Genomic DNA, 15,028 nt, shown 5'->3' on the forward strand with positions numbered 1-15,028 from the left:
GCGGCGTTTCCCGACGAGATCGCCGCGGCGGCCGGGCTGATCCGGTCCGCCGGAGCGCTGCTGATCACCGCGGGCGCCGGGATGGGCGTCGACTCCGGGCTGCCCGACTTCCGCGGCGGCGAGGGGTTCTGGCGGGCCTACCCGCCGTACGCGCGGCTGGGCCTGAACTTCTCCGAGCTCGCCGACCCGGAGCACTTCGCCGACGACCCCGGGCTCGCCTGGGGTTTCTACGGCCATCGCCTGCACCTGTACCGGCGGACCGACCCGCACCCGGGTTTCGCGGTCCTGCAGCGCTGGGCCCGACGGCTCCCCGCGAACGTGTTCACCTCCAACGTGGACGGCCAGTTCCAGCGGGCCGGCTTCGCCCCGGAGGACGTCGCCGAGGTGCACGGTTCGATCCACCACCTGCAGTGCCTGCGGCTGTGCGGGTACGGGGTGTGGCCGGCCGACGACGTCGAGGTGACAATCGACGAGGACACCATGCGTGCAGTGGGTCCGCTGCCGCGCTGTCCCGGGTGCGGCGGGCTGGCGCGGCCGTCGATCCTGATGTTCGGTGACGGCGGGTGGGACGACGCGCAGGCGGCACCGGCGCTGCAGCGGCACGTGGACTGGCTGGCCGAGCACCGGTCCGGGGTCGCCGTCGTCGAGCTCGGGGCGGGGACGGCCCTGCCCACGGTGCGGCGGCGCTCCGAGCTCGCCTCCGCCGCGACCGGGGCGCTGGTGCGGATCAACGTCCGGGAGCCGCAGGTGCGGCACGGCCGCGGAACCGGCATCCCCGCACCGGCCGCTGCCACACTCGCCGCGATCGACGAGGCCCTGCAGCGCTCCTGAGCCGCAGCGTGCCGACCGACCCACCCCGGCCCGGAACCGCCCACCCAGCTCCGGCGGCGCCGGGCAGTCCGGCCACTCCGCGGGAACCCGGGGACGCCCCGAGGGGCACCCTGGCGGCACGTGACGCCACGAGGGTGCCCCTCGGAGCACGGCGCACCGGGCACCGAGCACCAGGCACCGCGCACCGGGTTCCGGGCACCGAGTGCCGTCCCCTGCCGCCCCGGAACGCCCCGAGGGGCACCCTGGCGGCACATGGCGCTACGAGGGTGCCCCTCGGGGCCACACGGGCGCCGGGCACGGGCGCCGGGCTCTGCGCACGGGGCACGGGGCAACGGCGCACGAGCACGCGGCTACACAAGCACGCGGCGCACGGGCCGGGACGGAGCGCCAAGAGGCGCAGCCCGGAGCCGAGGGCCAGGCTGGGGCGAGGGCTGGATCGGAGCCCGGGGCCGGTCCGCCCCTCAGTCCGGCACGGAGGTGTGGTCGGGCACCACGATGCCCGGCAGGTCCGACAGCCCGGCGAGGGCGGCGGCGTGCACCTGGGCGGCCGGGACCGTGGTCCCGTCGACGTTCGGCAGGTCACGGGTCGCGGTCGCCGCCGCGACGACGGTGGGCGCGTAGCCGCCCGAGAACGCACTGCGCGCGGTGGAGTTCACGCACATGTGCGTCATGAACCCGGCGAGCACCAGGTCCTGGTAGCCGTCGAGCAGGTCGGCCAGTCCGGTCTGCACGAACGAGCTCGGGAAGTTCTTCGTGACCACCGGCTCCCCGTCGCGCGGCGCGACGGAGCGGTGGATCGCGCCGATCGGGGCGTTGACGTCGTACGGCGTGCCCGCACCGGCGTCGTGCCGGACGTGGACGACCCGCGCCCCCGCCGAGCGGGCCCGGTCGAGCAGGCTGGCGGCCTCCTCCAGCGCCGGCTCGACGTTCTCCAGGCGCATCACACCCCTGGTGTAGGTGTTCTGCAGGTCGATCATGATCAGTGCGGAGCGGGACAGCGGAGCGGGCTCGGCCGGCAGCCCCATCAGCCCGCGCAGGGTGTGTGGTTCGGACACCGTCGTCCTCCTGGTGCAGGTGGGAAGTACCGCGGGCCCGGGAACACGGTCCCGGGCCCGCGGCGGGTCAGTGGTGCTTCTGCAGTGCCCGCAGCTCGTCGTCGGTGAGGAGCCGGGAGCGGATCAGGAACCGGACGCCCTCGGGCGCCTCGACCGAGAACCCGCTGCCGCGGCCCCGCACCACATCGACGGTCAGATGGGTGTGCTTCCAGTATTCGTACTGCGACGCCGACATCCAGAAGCCGATCGGCCGCTCCAGCCCGTCCACCCGGAGGTCTTCCAGGTGGACGTCCGAGTCGCCGGTGGTGAACTCCCCGTCGGGGAAGCACATCGGCGCGCTGCCGTCGCAGCACCCGCCGGACTGGTGGAACATCAGCGGGCCGTGCAGGTCGGTCAGCCCGACCAGCAGGTCGGCGGCGGCCGGCGTCAGCGCCACCCGCTCCGGAACGGTGTCCGGAGCGGTGGCGCCGCCCGCCGAGGGCATCAGAAGAAGCCCAGCGCGTTCGGCGAGTAGCTCTGCAGGATGTTCTTGGTCTGCTGGTAGTGGTCCAGCATCATCTTGTGGTTCTCGCGGCCGATGCCGGACTGCTTGTAGCCGCCGAAGGCCGCGTGCGCCGGGTAGGCGTGGTAGTTGTTCACCCACACCCGGCCGGCCTGGATCTCGCGGCCCGCGCGGTAGGCGGTGGTGGCGTCCCGGCTCCACACCCCGGCGCCGAGGCCGTACAGCGTGTCGTTGGCGATCTTCATGGCGTCGGCGTAGTCGTCGAACCGGGCCACCGAGAGGACCGGCCCGAAGATCTCCTCCTGGAAGATCCGCATCGAGTTGTTGCCCTCGAAGACCGTCGGCCGGATGTAGTAGCCGCCGGCGAGCTCACCACCGAGGTCCGCCCGCTCCCCGCCGGTGAGCACCTTCGCGCCCTCCTGCCGGCCGATGTCGATGTAGGAGAGGATCTTCTCGAACTGGTCGTTCGAGGCCTGCGCGCCGATCTGGGTGTCGGTGTCGAGCGGGTTGCCCTGCTTGATCTGCTCGGTGCGCTTGACCGCCTGCTCCAGGAACTCCCGGTACATGCCGCCCTGGATCAGGGCACGCGACGGGCAGGTGCAGACCTCGCCCTGGTTCAGGGCGAACATCGCGAAGCCCTCCAGCGCCTTGTCGTAGAAGGCGTCCTGCTGGGCCGCGACGTCGTCGAAGAAGATGTTCGGGCTCTTGCCACCCAGCTCCAGGGTGACCGGGATCAGGTTCTCCGACGCGTACTGCATGATCAGCCGGCCGGTCGTGGTCTCCCCGGTGAAGGCGATCTTCGAGATGCGCTTGTTCGACGCCAGCGGCTTGCCGGCCTCGACCCCGAAGCCGTTGACGATGTTGACCACACCGGGCGGGAGCAGGTCGGCGACCAGGTCCATCAGGACGTGGATCGAGACCGGGGTCTGCTCGGCCGGCTTGAGCACGACCGCGTTGCCGGCGGCCAGCGCGGGGGCCAGCTTCCAGATCGCCATCAGGATCGGGAAGTTCCACGGGATGATCTGACCGACGACGCCCAGCGGCTCGTGGAAGTGGTACGCGACGGTGTCCTCGTCGACCTGGGAGAGGCTGCCCTCCTGGGCCCGGATCGCGCCGGCGAAGTAGCGCAGGTGATCGATGGCCAGCGGGATGTCGGCGGCGAGGGTCTCGCGGCAGGCCTTGCCGTTCTCCCAGGACTCGGCGACGGCGACGAGCTCGAGGTTGGCCTCGATCCGGTCGGCCATCTTGTTGAGGATGTCGGCCCGCTCGGCCGGCGGCCTCTTCCCCCAGGCGGGTGCGGCGGCGTGCGCGGCGTCGAGGGCCTTCTCGACGTCGTCGGCGGTGCCGCGGGCGACCTCGGTGAAGTTCTGCCCGGTGATCGGGGTCGGGTTCTCGAAGTACTGACCCTTCGCCGGCGCGACGTACTCGCCCCCGATGAAGTGGTCGTAGCGCGGCTTGAACGAGACGACACTGCCCGGCTGACCCGGGTTGGCGTAGACGGCCATCGTTGGTCCTTCCCGTAGGGGTGCTTCGTCGGACCGAGCGCACGCGTGACGCGCGGCTGCGGGGTGACGCCGGACACTACGAAGACCAAGGTTGCACGGAAGTTGCACGCAGCTGCGGAACCTCACCCTGGGGACAGTACCGATTCCACGGTTTCGGTTCAGGCAAGGCTCTGCTTAGTAAGTCTGTGCTCAGCGATCGCTCACCGACGCCCCGGATCGGTGTGGTCGGGAATGCCGTCGTCGTCCGAGTCGGGCAGTCGGGGATCGTCCTCCCCCGCACGCACCGCCTCCAGCTGCGCGGCCAGCGCGATCCCGGCGAGCAGCGCGACGCCGGTGACGTTCGCCCAGATCAGCAGGGCCATCACCGCCGTCAGCGGGCCGTAGGTCTCGCCGAAACCCTCGGCGACGACGACGTAGACTGCCAGAAGCCCGGAGCCCGCGAGCCAGGCCAGCACGGTCACCGCCGCACCCGCGGCGAGCCAGGAGGGTCCGGGCTGACGGCGGCGCGGTGCGAACCGCAGCAGCGCCGTCACCGCGACGACGAGCAGTACCAGGCCGACCGGCCAGCGCACGACGTCCCACACCGTCTCCGCCACCGGCCCCCAGCGGTACACCTCGCGGACGGCGTCCCCGAAGGGCTCGCCCGCGACGATCAGCAGCAGTCCGGCCGCCATCGCGGCACCGGCCGTGCCGGTGAGCAGGGCGGCCCGGGCGTACTTCGCCACGAACCGGCGGTCCCGCTCGGTGCCGTAGATCCGGTTCGCGCCCCGCTCCAGCTGGGCGAAGGCCGAGGTGGCCGCCCCGAACGCGGTGAGCAACCCGAGCCCGAGGACGAGCTCGCCGCGCTCGGCGACCGGGGAGTCGTCGTCCCCGGCCCGGGACGGGGCGTCACCACGAACGGCCTGTTCGACCAGTTCGTCGCTGGTCCCCGGCGAGAGCGCCAGCACGGTCCGTGCGACGACCTCCGAGACACCCTCCGCCCCGGCCGACGCCGCCAGCCCGACGCCCGCGATGAGCAACGGCACCGCGGCCAGCGCCAGCTGCAGGGCGAACGCGCGGGCGTGCGAGAAGCCGTCGCCGTAGCGGAACCGCAGGGCTCCGGCGCGCAGCAGGTGCACGAGGCCGTACCGACGCAGCGTGTGGGCGGCATCGTCGACGGACAGCCGGTCGCCGGACATCAGGCTGGTCTCCGGGACCGGCCGCACCGAGCTCATACCGGCCGAACCTACTGCCGATCACGGGCTGCCACGATGTGGACGACCGCGAGCGGAGCGGGCGGCGATGGCGGAGCGGGGGGCGATGACGGAGCGGGACGGACCGGAGCGGATCACGCACCTCGACGCGCTGGTCGACCGCGCCCGGCGGCTGGCGCACCGGGACGGACGCGCCGTGCTCGGCATCGCCGGCGCCCCCGGCGCGGGGAAGACGACCCTGGCCCGCGCCGTCGTCGCGGCACTGGAGGCGGAGCGGCCCGGCACCGCGGTGCACGTCCCGATGGACGGGTTCCACCTCGCCGACGTCGAGCTGGACCGGCTCGGCCGCCGCGACCGCAAGGGCGCCCCGGACACGTTCGATCCCGCCGGCTACGCGGCGCTGCTGCGACGGCTGCGCGCCGCGCCGGGCCGCGAGGCCGGACCGGTCTACGCGCCCGCCTTCGACCGGGAGATCGAGCAGCCCGTCGCCGGCTCCATCCCGGTGCACCCGGGTTGCCGGCTGGTCGTCAGCGAGGGGAACTACCTGCTCGTCGACACCCCGGGGTGGCGGGCCGTGCGGGCCGCGTTCGACGAGGTCTGGTTCCACGAGACCGACGAGGCGCTCCGCGTGGAACGGCTGGTGGCCCGGCACATCCGCTTCGGCAAGACCCCGGACGCGGCCCGGGCCTGGGTACAGCACACCGACGAGCCGAACGCCCGTCTCGTCGCGGGCACCCGGCCGCACGCGGACCTCGTCGCCGCCTGCGCCGATCTCCCGGCCTGAGGCCCGCACACGACGGCCCTGCACACGACGGCCCCGAACACGACGCAGGGCCCGTCCCGGGAGTCCCGGGACGGGCCCTGCGTCAGGTGCGAACGGTCAGCTCACTCCTCGCCACCCGCGAGCGCGGTCGGCGGGGTGTCGGGCACCGGCTCCGACGGCTTGCGCTCACCACGGAACGTGAAGTGCGCCTTGTCGTCGTGGGCCTTCGAGTCCTCCGGAGCGTCCTCGTCGATCCCCTCGACGTCGACCAGCACGATCTGACCGGCCTCCAGCTCGCCGAAGAGGATCTTCTCCGACAGCTGGTCCTCGATCTCGCGCTGGATCGTCCGGCGCAGCGGGCGGGCACCGAGGACCGGGTCGAACCCGCGGCGCGCCAGCAGCTTCTTGGCGCGCTCGGTGAGCTCGATGGCCATGTCCTTGTTGGCCAGCTGCTGCTCCACCCGCCCGATCATCAGGTCGACCATCTCGATGATCTGGTCCTGGTTGAGCTGGTGGAAGACGATGATGTCGTCGATACGGTTGAGGAACTCCGGGCGGAAGTGCTTCTTCAGCTCGTCGTTGACCTTGGTCTTCATCCGCTCGTAGTTCGACGCCTCGTCGTTGCCCGACGAGAAGCCCAGCCCCACGGCCTTCGAGATGTCCTGGGTGCCCAGGTTCGAGGTGAAGATCAGCACGGTGTTCTTGAAGTCGACCACGCGACCCTGGCCGTCGGTGAGACGGCCGTCCTCGAGCACCTGCAGGAGCGTGTTGTAGATCTCCTGGTGCGCCTTCTCGATCTCGTCGAACAGCACGACCGAGAACGGCTTGCGCCGCACCTTCTCGGTGAGCTGGCCGCCCTCCTCGTAGCCGACGTAGCCGGGAGGGGCACCGAACAGCCGCGAGGCCGTGTACCGGTCGTGGAACTCACCCATGTCGATCTGGATGAGCGCGTCGTCCTCGCCGAACAGGAAGTTGGCCAGCGCCTTGGACAGCTCGGTCTTACCGACACCGGACGGGCCGGCGAAGATGAACGAGCCGGACGGGCGCTTCGGGTCCTTCAGGCCGGCCCGGGTACGCCGGATGGCCTGCGAGACCGACTTGACCGCGTCCTCCTGGCCGATGATGCGCTTGTGGACCTCGTCCTCCATGCGCAGCAGCCGGGTGGTCTCCTCCTCGGTCAGCTTGAACACCGGGATGCCGGTCCAGTTGCCGAGCACCTCGGCGATCTGCTCGGCGTCGACCTCGGCGACCACGTCGAGGTCACCGGACTTCCACTGCTTCTCGCGCTCGGCCTTCTCGCCGAGCAGGGTCTTCTCCTGGTCGCGCAGGTGCGCGGCCCGCTCGAAGTCCTGCGCGTCGATCGCCGACTCCTTGTCCCGGCGGACGTTCGCGATCTTCTCGTCGAACTCCCGCAGGTCCGGCGGAGCGGTCATCCGGCGGATCCGCATCCGGGCGCCGGCCTCGTCGACCAGGTCGATCGCCTTGTCCGGCAGGTAGCGGTCGTTGATGTAGCGGTCGGCCAGCGTCGCGGCCGAGGACAGCGCGTCGTCGGTGATCGTGACGCGGTGGTGCGCCTCGTACCGGTCGCGCAGACCCTTGAGGATCTCGATGGTGTGCGTGACCGACGGCTCGGACACCTGGATCGGCTGGAAGCGGCGCTCCAGGGCCGGGTCCTTCTCGACGTACTTGCGGTACTCGTCGAGCGTGGTCGCGCCGATGGTCTGCAGCTCGCCACGGGCCAGCATCGGCTTGAGGATCGACGCGGCGTCGATCGCGCCCTCGGCGGCACCCGCACCGACCAGGGTGTGGATCTCGTCGATGAACAGGATGATGTCGCCGCGGGTGCGGATCTCCTTGAGCACCTTCTTGAGGCGCTCCTCGAAGTCACCGCGGTAGCGGGAACCGGCGACCAGCGAGCCCAGGTCGAGCGTGTAGAGCTGCTTGTCCTTGAGCGTCTCCGGGACCTCGCCCTTGACGATCGCCTGGCCCAGGCCCTCGACGGCGGCGGTCTTGCCGACGCCGGCCTCGCCGATCAGGACCGGGTTGTTCTTGGTCCTCCGGGAGAGGACCTGCATGATCCGCTCGATCTCCTTCTCCCGGCCGACGACCGGGTCCAGCTTGCCCTCACGGGCCTGCTGGGTGAGGTTGCGACCGAACTGGTCCAGCACCAGCGACGACGACGGCGTGCCCTCGCCACGGGCGCCGGTGCCGCTCTCCGCCGGCTCCTTGCCCTGGTAGCCGGACAGCAGCTGCAGCACCTGCTGGCGGACGCGGTTGAGGTCGGCGCCCAGCTTGACCAGCACCTGGGCCGCGACGCCCTCACCCTCGCGGATCAGGCCGAGCAGGATGTGCTCGGTCCCGATGTAGTTGTGCCCGAGCTGCAGCGCCTCACGCAGCGACAGCTCCAGCACCTTCTTCGCCCGGGGCGTGAAGGGGATGTGACCGGAGGGGGCCTGCTGCCCCTGACCGATGATCTCCTCGACCTGCTGCCGCACACCCTCCAGGGCGATGCCCAGCGACTCGAGAGCCTTCGCGGCCACCCCCTCGCCCTCGTGGATCAGGCCAAGGAGGATGTGCTCGGTCCCGATGTAGTTGTGGTTGAGCATCCGGGCCTCTTCCTGGGCCAGGACGACAACACGTCGTGCTCGGTCGGTGAACCTCTCGAACAATTCGCACTCCTTGCCTGCTGCGCCTCACGTACGGCGCGACCAGCATCTCCGTCCGTCCCCGACAGTGCCGGGTCCGGCACCGTGCCCTCGTCGGACACTGTGCCTTCGAACCACTGCGCCCTCGCGTGACACCGCGCCAGGCCCGCCCTCACGGGCAGACCTCATACCACTGTATCGGTCCGAGGGGGTCCGGCGCCTCCACCTGACGTGCACCGGACCGCGTGCCGGGCGTAACACGCACTCCACCGACCGTGTTCCCGCCGGTGCCGGAGAACCGGGTTCACCCGACCGGCCGGGCCTCCTCCTCGCGGGCGCGCTCGGCGGCCTTGAACTCGCGGAACCCCTCCTCGTCCCGGCCACGGCGCCAGTACCCCGAGATCGACAGGTCGTCCTTGGCGACCCCGCGCTCGCGGGTCAGGTGGCGGCGCAGCTCGCGGACCGCGATCGCCTCGCCGTGCACGAACGCGTGCACCCGACCCGTCGGAAAGGTCAGGGCACGCACCGCGTCGAGGAGCTGTGTGCTCTCCGGGTCCCCGCCGGCCGCGGAGCGGTGCAGCCACTGCACGGCCGCTGCCGCGGGACCGGGGAGCGCCAGCTCGTCCTGCGGGCCGTCGACCTGCACCAGCACGTGCGCGCGGTGGTCGGCCGGGATGCGCTCGAGCGCCGCGCCGATCGCGGGCAGGGCGGCCTCGTCACCGACGAGCAGGTGCCAGTCCGCCGAGGGGTCGGGCGCGTAGGCGCCGCCGGGGCCGAGCAGGCGCAGCCGGTCGCCGGGGCGCGCGGCCGCCGCCCACGGCCCGGCCAGGCCGGTGTCGCCGTGGTGGACGAAGTCGATGACCAGTTCGCCGGCCTCGTCGTCGAGCGAACGCACGGTGTAGGTCCGCTGGGCGGGCCACTGCTCGCGCGGGTACTCGGCGTGCACGACGTCCATGTCCAGCGGCTCGGGGTACTCGACGCCCGGCAGCGGGAAGAGGATCTTGACGTAGCGGTCGGTGTGCTCGGTCCGCGGGAAGGCGGCCAGGCCGTCACCGCCAGCGACCACCCGCACCATGTGCGGGCTCAGACGTTCGGTGCGCAGCACCTGGAGTTCGGTGACACGGCGTGCCATGAGGGCGACCTCCCGGGAGCGGGTGGGGAAGGGGCCTCCGCCACGCTACCCCTCACCCGCCACCCGGGGTGAGGTCACCCTTAGTTCTCCTGGTGGTAGGCCTCGAGGACCTCGGCCGGGATGCGGCCCCGGTCGGAGACCTTCATGCCGCGCTTGCGGGCCCACTCGCGGATCGCCTGGTTCTGCTCGCGGTCCACCGACGGACGGCGGGCGGCCGCGTTCGACGTCGCCCGGCGCCGGGCCGGGGCAGCCGCCCGGCGGGCCGCGGCGACGTAGTCCGCCAGCACGTCGCGCAGCTTCTTCGCGTTGTCGTCCGACAGGTCGATCTCGTAGTTGCGGCCGTCGAGACCGAACTCGATCGTTTCGTCCGCGGCGTCGCCGGACAGATCGTCGACGAGCCGGACCTCCTTGATCTGCGCCATCGTCGCAGCCTCCCTGAATGACCGTGCGCGTTCGTCAGATAGTCGAACCGGCCCGGCAGGTGGTGCGGATTAGCGCAATACCTGGACGCAATGGTGAGGCCACGCGGATGACCGGTGCCGACTCGTTTCGAGCGTAACCGAGAAATGTTCTCCGCGTCGACCGAGGGCCGGTGACAATGGAGAAAACGAGCTGAATGCCACTCGTTCGGGCCCGGATACCGGACGCCTAGGATTCCCCACGCACGAGCGGGAACAGGATCGTCTCGCGGATGCCGAGACCGGTCAGGGTCATCAGCAACCGGTCGATCCCCATGCCCATCCCGCCCGTCGGCGGCATCCCGTACTCCATGGCCCGCAGGAAGTCCTCGTCGAGCTGCATGGCCTCCGGATCACCCGCGGCCGCCTTGAGCGACTGGGCGTGCAGGCGTTCGCGCTGCTCCACCGGGTCGACGAGCTCGGAGTACGCGGTACCCAGCTCCACCCCGAACACGATCAGGTCCCAGGACTCGGACAGCCGCGGGTCGTCCCGGTGCGCGCGGGTCAACGGGCGGACCTCGACCGGGAAGTCCCGCACGAACGTCGGCTCGATCAGCGTGTGCTCGACGAGCTTCTCGAACAGCTCGAGCACGATCTGCGCCGGAGTCGGGTAATCGGTGACGTCGACGTCGTGCCGGGCCGCGATCTCCTGCAGAACCGACAGTTCCGTGTCCGGGGTCACATCGCGGCCGACGGCCTCGGAGACCGAACCGTAGAGCGTCACCGAACGCCACTCGCCGCCCAGATCGTGTTCGGAGCCGTCGTGGTGACGCACCACCGTGGAGCCGAACAGAGCCCGCGCCGAGGCCTGGATCAGCTCACGCGTCAGCACCGCCATGTCGTCGTAGGTGGCGTACGCCTGGTACGCCTCCAGCATGGCGAACTCCGGCGAATGCGTGGAGTCGATCCCCTCGTTCCGGAACACCCGGTTCAGCTCGAAGACCTTCTCGATACCGCCGACGACACACCGCTTGAGGAACAGCTCCGGAGCGATACGCAGGTACAGATCCGAGTCGAGTGCGTTCGCGTTCGTGACGAACGGACGCGCCGTCGCACCCCCGTGCAGCAGCTGCAGCATCGGCGTCTCGACCTCGATGTAGCCGCGGTCGGAGAGCACGTCGCGCACCGTGCGCAGCACGGTCGAGCGGGACCGCACCGTCTCCCGCGCCTGCGGTCGCATGATCAGGTCGACGTAGCGCTGCCGGACCCGGACCTCCTCGGAGAGCTCCTTGTGCGCGGTGGGCAGCGGGCGGACCGCCTTGGCGGCGATCGACCACTCGTCGGCCTGCACGGAGAGCTCACCGCGCCGGGAGGTGATCACCTCGCCGCGGACCAGCACGAAGTCGCCGAGGTCGACGACCGCCTTCCAGCGGGCCAGCTCGTCGGCGCCGACCCGGTCCAGGGACAGCATCGCCTGCAGCTCGGTGCCGTCGCCCTCGCGCAGCGTCGCGAAGCAGAGCTTGCCGGTGTTGCGCACGAACAGGACGCGGCCGGCGACGGCGACCTTCTCGCCGGTGGCGGTGTCCGGCGGGAGGTCCGGGTGGGCGTCACGGACCTGGCGCAGCGTGTGCGTGCGGGGGACCTCGACCGGGTAGGCCTCGGTGCCGGCGGCCAGCAGCTCCGCGCGCTTGGCCCGGCGCACCCGCATCTGCTCGGGCAGGTCTGCCTCGGGTCCGGGGTCGGTCGGGGTGCCGGGAGTGTTCACGGCAGGTCAGGCTATCGGCGCCGCCCCGGCCGGGACGCCGGTGGGTCGGGGTGGGTCAGCGCGGCCGGTGATGACGCAGGTGGGTCAGCCGCAACCCGTGCAGCGTGAGGTCGGGGACGTGGTGGGTGATCGTGTCGGCCCGGCCGTGGACCAGCTCGGCGAGACCACCGGTGACGACGACCGTGGCCGGCGTCGCGTCCGGCCCCAGCTCGGCGAGGATCCGCCGCACGAGGCCGTCGACCTGACCCGCGGCGCCGTAGAGCACCCCTGCCTGCAGCGCCTCCACGGTCGTCCGGCCGATCACCGAACGCGGCTCCACCAGGTCCACCGGGCGCAGCGACGCCGCCTGCTCGGCCAGCGCCTGCATCGCGATGTCGATCCCCGGCGCGAGCGCGCCACCGAGGAACTCGCCCCGCGCCGAGACGACGTCGATGTTCGTGCAGGTCCCCAGGTCGACGCAGACGCAGGCGGTGCCGAACAGGTGGTACGCGGCCAGGCAGTTCACCACCCGGTCGGCGCCGACCTCGCGCGGGTGGTCGACCAGCAGCGGCACGCCGGTGCGGACACCCGGCCCGACGACGAGCGTGCGCATCCGGTCCGACCACCGCGACAGCAGCGTGCGCAGCTCCCGGGACGGGCCGGGGACGGTCGACAGCGCGGCGACCGACCCCAGCTCGGTGACGTGCTTGCCGAGCAGGCCGGTGATCGCGAGATCGAGCTCGTCGGCGGTGGCGCGGGTGTCGGTGCGCAGCCGCCAGCGGCGCTCCGGCTCGGGTGTCAGCCTGGACGGGTCGACGCCCGGCTCCGGCTCGGGGTAGAGGCCGAGCGAGACGTGGGTGTTGCCGACGTCGATGCAGAGCAGCACTACCGGGCCGCGCTCGTCAGCAGCCCCGACCCCTCCGGCGCGTGGCCCGGATCGGCGCCGAGATCGGCGACCCGGTTGTCGGCGTCGACGAACACCACGCGCGGGGTGTAGTCGCGCAGCTCGGCCTCGTCGTAGGACCCGTAGGAGATCAGGATGACCAGGTCGCCCGGGTGCACGAGGTGGGCGGCGGCACCGTTGATCCCGATGACTCCGGAGCCGGCCTCGCCGGTGATCGCGTAGGTCTCCAGGCGGGCGCCGTTGGTGATGTCGACGATCGTGACCTGCTCGCCCTCGAGCAGATCGGCGGCCGCCATCAGGTCGGCGTCGATCGTCACGGACCCGACGTAGTGCAGGTCGGCCTGGGTGACGGTCGCGCGGTGGATCTTGGACTTCATCATCGTGCGGTTCACGGGGACTCCCTGTCAGAACGCGACGGGCACGTTGTCGATGAGGCGGGTGGTACCGACCCGGGCGGCGACGAGCAGCCGTCCGGTACCGGAGTCCGGGGCCGGACCCAGGTCGGCGTCGCGCAGCTCGAGGTAGTCGACGTCGACGTCCGGCTCGGTCGCCAGCTCGGCGCGGGCCGCGGCGACGACCGCGTCGTGACCGCGGACGGACACCGACGCCCCCGCGGCCAGCGCCCTCGCCAGCACCCCGGCGGCCCGGCGCTGCTCCGGGTCGAGGTAGGCGTTGCGGGAGGACAGGGCCACGCCGTCGTCCTCCCGGACCGTCGGGACACCCACGACGTCGAGCGGGAAGTTCAGGTCGCGGACCATCCGGCGGACCAGCGTGAGCTGCTGGTAGTCCTTCTCGCCGAACATCGCGACGTCCGGGCCGACGATGTGGAACAGCTTGGCGACGACGGTCAGCACGCCGTCGAAGTGCCCCTTGCGGGTCGCCCCCTCCAGCTCGTCGCCCAGCGTGCCGGCGCCGATCCGGGTCTCGGACCCCGGCGGGTACATGTGCTCGGCCTGCGGGGTGAACACGAGGTCGACGCCCTCCTCCCGGCAGGCCTCCAGGTCGGCTTCGAGCGGGCGCGGGTAGCGGTCGAGGTCCTCGCCCGCCCCGAACTGCAGCGGGTTCACGAAGATCGACACGACGGGGACGACCGACCCCGGGATCCGCCGGGCGTGCCGGATCAGCTCCCGGTGGCCCTCGTGCAGCGCGCCCATCGTCGGGATCAGGACGACCCGGCGGCCGGCCCCGCGCAGCGCGCGGGTCACCGGGGTGAGCGTCGCAGGGTCGGAGTGGACGGTGAGCCGGCCGGCCGCGTAGCCGTTCCGGGTGGAGCCCACCGGGGCGGCGGAGCCGGGGGGATTCGTACGACCGCTCACTTCTCCTCCAGGGTCTTCTCGACGTCGTCCAGCGCGGCCCGGTCGAGCAGGCCCGCGGCCGCGGCGCGGCGGGCGGTGCGCCCGGCCAGCGCGCGGTAGGCGCCGGCCAGGTCCGGATCGGCGGCGGTGATGCGGTCCAGGTGGGTGCGCACGGTGCCCGAGTCGCCGCGGGCCACCGGCCCGGTCAGGGCCCGGTCACCGTGCCGCAGCGCGTTGTCCAGCGCGGCGGACAGCAGCGGCGCGATCAGCCGGTCGGCGGGGCGGATACCGGCCGTCTCCAGCAGCTCGACGCAGTCGCCGACCAGCGTCATCAGGTGGTTGGCCCCGTGCGCGAGCGCCGCGTGGTAGAGCGGGCGCACCGCCTCGGGCACGCGCACCGGCTCGGCGGACATCTCCAGGACCAGCGCCTCGGCCACGCTCCAGCCGACGGCGTCGCGCGGGTCGGCGTCGGCGTCGTCCTCCTCCGGCCGGCCGGGGGCGGTCACACCGATACAGCAGGAGGCGAGCCGCTCGACGTCCTCGGCGCGGCCGGTGAAGGTCATCGCCGGGTGCAGCCCGAGCGGCAGGACCCCGTGCGCGGCGGCGGGCTCGAGCACGGAGGTCCCGAGCGACCCCGCGGTGTGGACGACGATCTGGCCGGTCCGGAAGCAACCCGCGGCGGCGAGGCCGCGGACCAGGCCCGGCAGGACGTCGTCGGGCACCGCGAGCAGCACCAGGTCGGCCCGGGTGCAGACCTCGTCCGGGGACAGCAGCGGCGTCTCGGGGAGCAGCTCGGCGGCCCGCTTCACCGAGGCCTTCGAGACCCCGGAGGCGGCGACGACGTGGTGGCCCGCGCGTGCGAGCGCGGCCCCCAGGACCGAACCGACACGTCCGGCCGAGACCACGCCGACGGCGAGCCGCGCTGGGCGGCCGGCATCGATCACAGTCAGTTCCGTTTCCTCCCGCTCCGGTCCTGCTCGGTACCGGTCGGGCAATCCGCGGTCGCGCGCGGCCTGCGTCGGCCGTGCGCCGGACGCGAGGGTAGACGGGCGCCGGGCCGC

14 protein-coding genes are annotated in these 15,028 nt (G+C 72.2%); 2 read left to right on the forward strand and 12 right to left on the reverse strand.

Annotated elements, in window-relative coordinates:
• Positions 1–81 precede the first annotated feature (81 nt).
• Complete coding sequence (locus tag BM093_RS02370; RefSeq protein ID WP_093336369.1) at positions 82–831, forward strand: SIR2 family NAD-dependent protein deacylase; 750 nt, start codon at positions 82–84, stop codon at positions 829–831.
• Between the two features lie 461 nt (positions 832–1,292).
• On the opposite strand, the gene BM093_RS02375 is transcribed toward BM093_RS02370, so the two are convergent.
• The 4 genes from BM093_RS02375 to BM093_RS02390 all read right to left on the reverse strand — a co-directional run bounded on the left by BM093_RS02375 (position 1,293) and on the right by BM093_RS02390 (position 5,107).
• Positions 1,293–1,886 carry a cysteine hydrolase family protein gene (locus tag BM093_RS02375; protein ID WP_093336371.1) on the reverse strand — a complete coding sequence of 198 codons (594 nt, stop codon included), beginning with the start codon at positions 1,884–1,886 and terminating at the stop codon, positions 1,293–1,295.
• A gap of 67 nt (positions 1,887–1,953) precedes the next feature.
• The gene (locus tag BM093_RS02380) at positions 1,954–2,370 is read right to left on the reverse strand and encodes a DUF779 domain-containing protein (RefSeq protein ID WP_093336373.1); all 417 of its coding nucleotides are present in this window, start codon (positions 2,368–2,370) and stop codon (positions 1,954–1,956) included.
• On the reverse strand, positions 2,370–3,893 hold the full coding sequence (exaC, locus tag BM093_RS02385) for an acetaldehyde dehydrogenase ExaC (RefSeq protein WP_093336374.1): 1,524 nt from the start codon (positions 3,891–3,893) through the stop codon (positions 2,370–2,372). Before exaC ends, BM093_RS02380 begins: the two co-directional genes overlap by 1 nt.
• A 200-nt stretch (positions 3,894–4,093) precedes the next feature.
• Entirely contained in the window at positions 4,094–5,107 is a 1,014-nt protein-coding gene (locus tag BM093_RS02390) for a YihY/virulence factor BrkB family protein (protein WP_093336377.1), read from the reverse strand.
• Between the two features lie 85 nt (positions 5,108–5,192).
• Between BM093_RS02390 and BM093_RS02395 the strand changes: the two genes are divergently transcribed.
• Positions 5,193–5,870, forward strand: a complete 678-nt coding sequence (locus BM093_RS02395; protein WP_093336643.1) for a nucleoside/nucleotide kinase family protein — start codon at positions 5,193–5,195, stop codon at positions 5,868–5,870.
• Positions 5,871–5,971: 101 nt separating this feature from the next.
• Here the strand turns inward: BM093_RS02395 and BM093_RS02400 are convergent, their stop codons facing one another.
• The 8 genes from BM093_RS02400 to BM093_RS02435 form a co-directional block, all read right to left on the reverse strand.
• Positions 5,972–8,518, reverse strand: coding sequence for an ATP-dependent Clp protease ATP-binding subunit (locus BM093_RS02400; RefSeq protein WP_093336379.1), 2,547 nt, complete (start codon positions 8,516–8,518; stop codon positions 5,972–5,974).
• A 280-nt stretch (positions 8,519–8,798) separates the two neighbouring features.
• On the reverse strand, positions 8,799–9,626 hold the full coding sequence (locus BM093_RS02405; protein WP_093336381.1) for a siderophore-interacting protein: 828 nt from the start codon (positions 9,624–9,626) through the stop codon (positions 8,799–8,801).
• A gap of 80 nt (positions 9,627–9,706) precedes the next feature.
• A complete protein-coding gene (locus tag BM093_RS02410) occupies positions 9,707–10,048 on the reverse strand; it encodes a histone-like nucleoid-structuring protein Lsr2 (RefSeq protein ID WP_093336383.1) in 342 nt (113 codons plus the stop codon).
• 226 nt (positions 10,049–10,274) lie between these two features.
• Positions 10,275–11,732 carry a lysine--tRNA ligase gene (lysS, locus tag BM093_RS02415; protein WP_093336646.1) on the reverse strand — a complete coding sequence of 486 codons (1,458 nt, stop codon included), beginning with the start codon at positions 11,730–11,732 and terminating at the stop codon, positions 10,275–10,277.
• 112 nt (positions 11,733–11,844) lie between these two features.
• Positions 11,845–12,654, reverse strand: a complete 810-nt coding sequence (locus tag BM093_RS02420; RefSeq protein ID WP_093336385.1) for a type III pantothenate kinase — start codon at positions 12,652–12,654, stop codon at positions 11,845–11,847.
• Complete coding sequence (gene panD, locus BM093_RS02425) at positions 12,654–13,064, reverse strand: aspartate 1-decarboxylase (RefSeq protein ID WP_093336387.1); 411 nt, start codon at positions 13,062–13,064, stop codon at positions 12,654–12,656. The genes BM093_RS02420 and panD overlap by 1 nt, the downstream gene beginning before the upstream one ends.
• A gap of 12 nt (positions 13,065–13,076) precedes the next feature.
• Positions 13,077–13,988, reverse strand: a complete 912-nt coding sequence (panC, locus tag BM093_RS02430) for a pantoate--beta-alanine ligase (RefSeq protein ID WP_245773243.1) — start codon at positions 13,986–13,988, stop codon at positions 13,077–13,079.
• Positions 13,985–14,908 (reverse strand): Rossmann-like and DUF2520 domain-containing protein, encoded by a 924-nt coding sequence (locus BM093_RS02435; protein WP_093336649.1) that lies wholly within the window; start codon positions 14,906–14,908, stop codon positions 13,985–13,987. The genes panC and BM093_RS02435 overlap by 4 nt, the downstream gene beginning before the upstream one ends.
• Between the last annotated feature and the right edge of the window lie 120 nt (positions 14,909–15,028).

The sequence above is a fragment of the Pseudonocardia ammonioxydans genome, assembly GCF_900115005.1.
Classification (GTDB): Bacteria; Actinomycetota; Actinomycetes; order Mycobacteriales; family Pseudonocardiaceae; genus Pseudonocardia; species Pseudonocardia ammonioxydans.

Excerpts from the sequence above, each read along its gene's own strand:
- BM093_RS02395 (WP_093336643.1), top strand. The coding sequence starts at position 5,193 with ATGACGGAGCGGGACGGACCGGAGCGGATCACGCACCTCGACGCGCTG.
- BM093_RS02410 (WP_093336383.1), bottom strand. The coding sequence starts at position 10,048 with ATGGCGCAGATCAAGGAGGTCCGGCTCGTCGACGATCTGTCCGGCGAC.
- BM093_RS02405 (WP_093336381.1), bottom strand. The coding sequence starts at position 9,626 with ATGGCACGCCGTGTCACCGAACTCCAGGTGCTGCGCACCGAACGTCTG.
- BM093_RS02390 (WP_093336377.1), bottom strand. The coding sequence starts at position 5,107 with ATGAGCTCGGTGCGGCCGGTCCCGGAGACCAGCCTGATGTCCGGCGAC.
- lysS (WP_093336646.1), bottom strand. The coding sequence starts at position 11,732 with ATGCGGGTGCGCCGGGCCAAGCGCGCGGAGCTGCTGGCCGCCGGCACC.
- BM093_RS02380 (WP_093336373.1), bottom strand. The coding sequence starts at position 2,370 with ATGCCCTCGGCGGGCGGCGCCACCGCTCCGGACACCGTTCCGGAGCGG.
- exaC (WP_093336374.1), bottom strand. The coding sequence starts at position 3,893 with ATGGCCGTCTACGCCAACCCGGGTCAGCCGGGCAGTGTCGTCTCGTTC.
- BM093_RS02370 (WP_093336369.1), top strand. The coding sequence starts at position 82 with ATGGGCGTCGACTCCGGGCTGCCCGACTTCCGCGGCGGCGAGGGGTTC.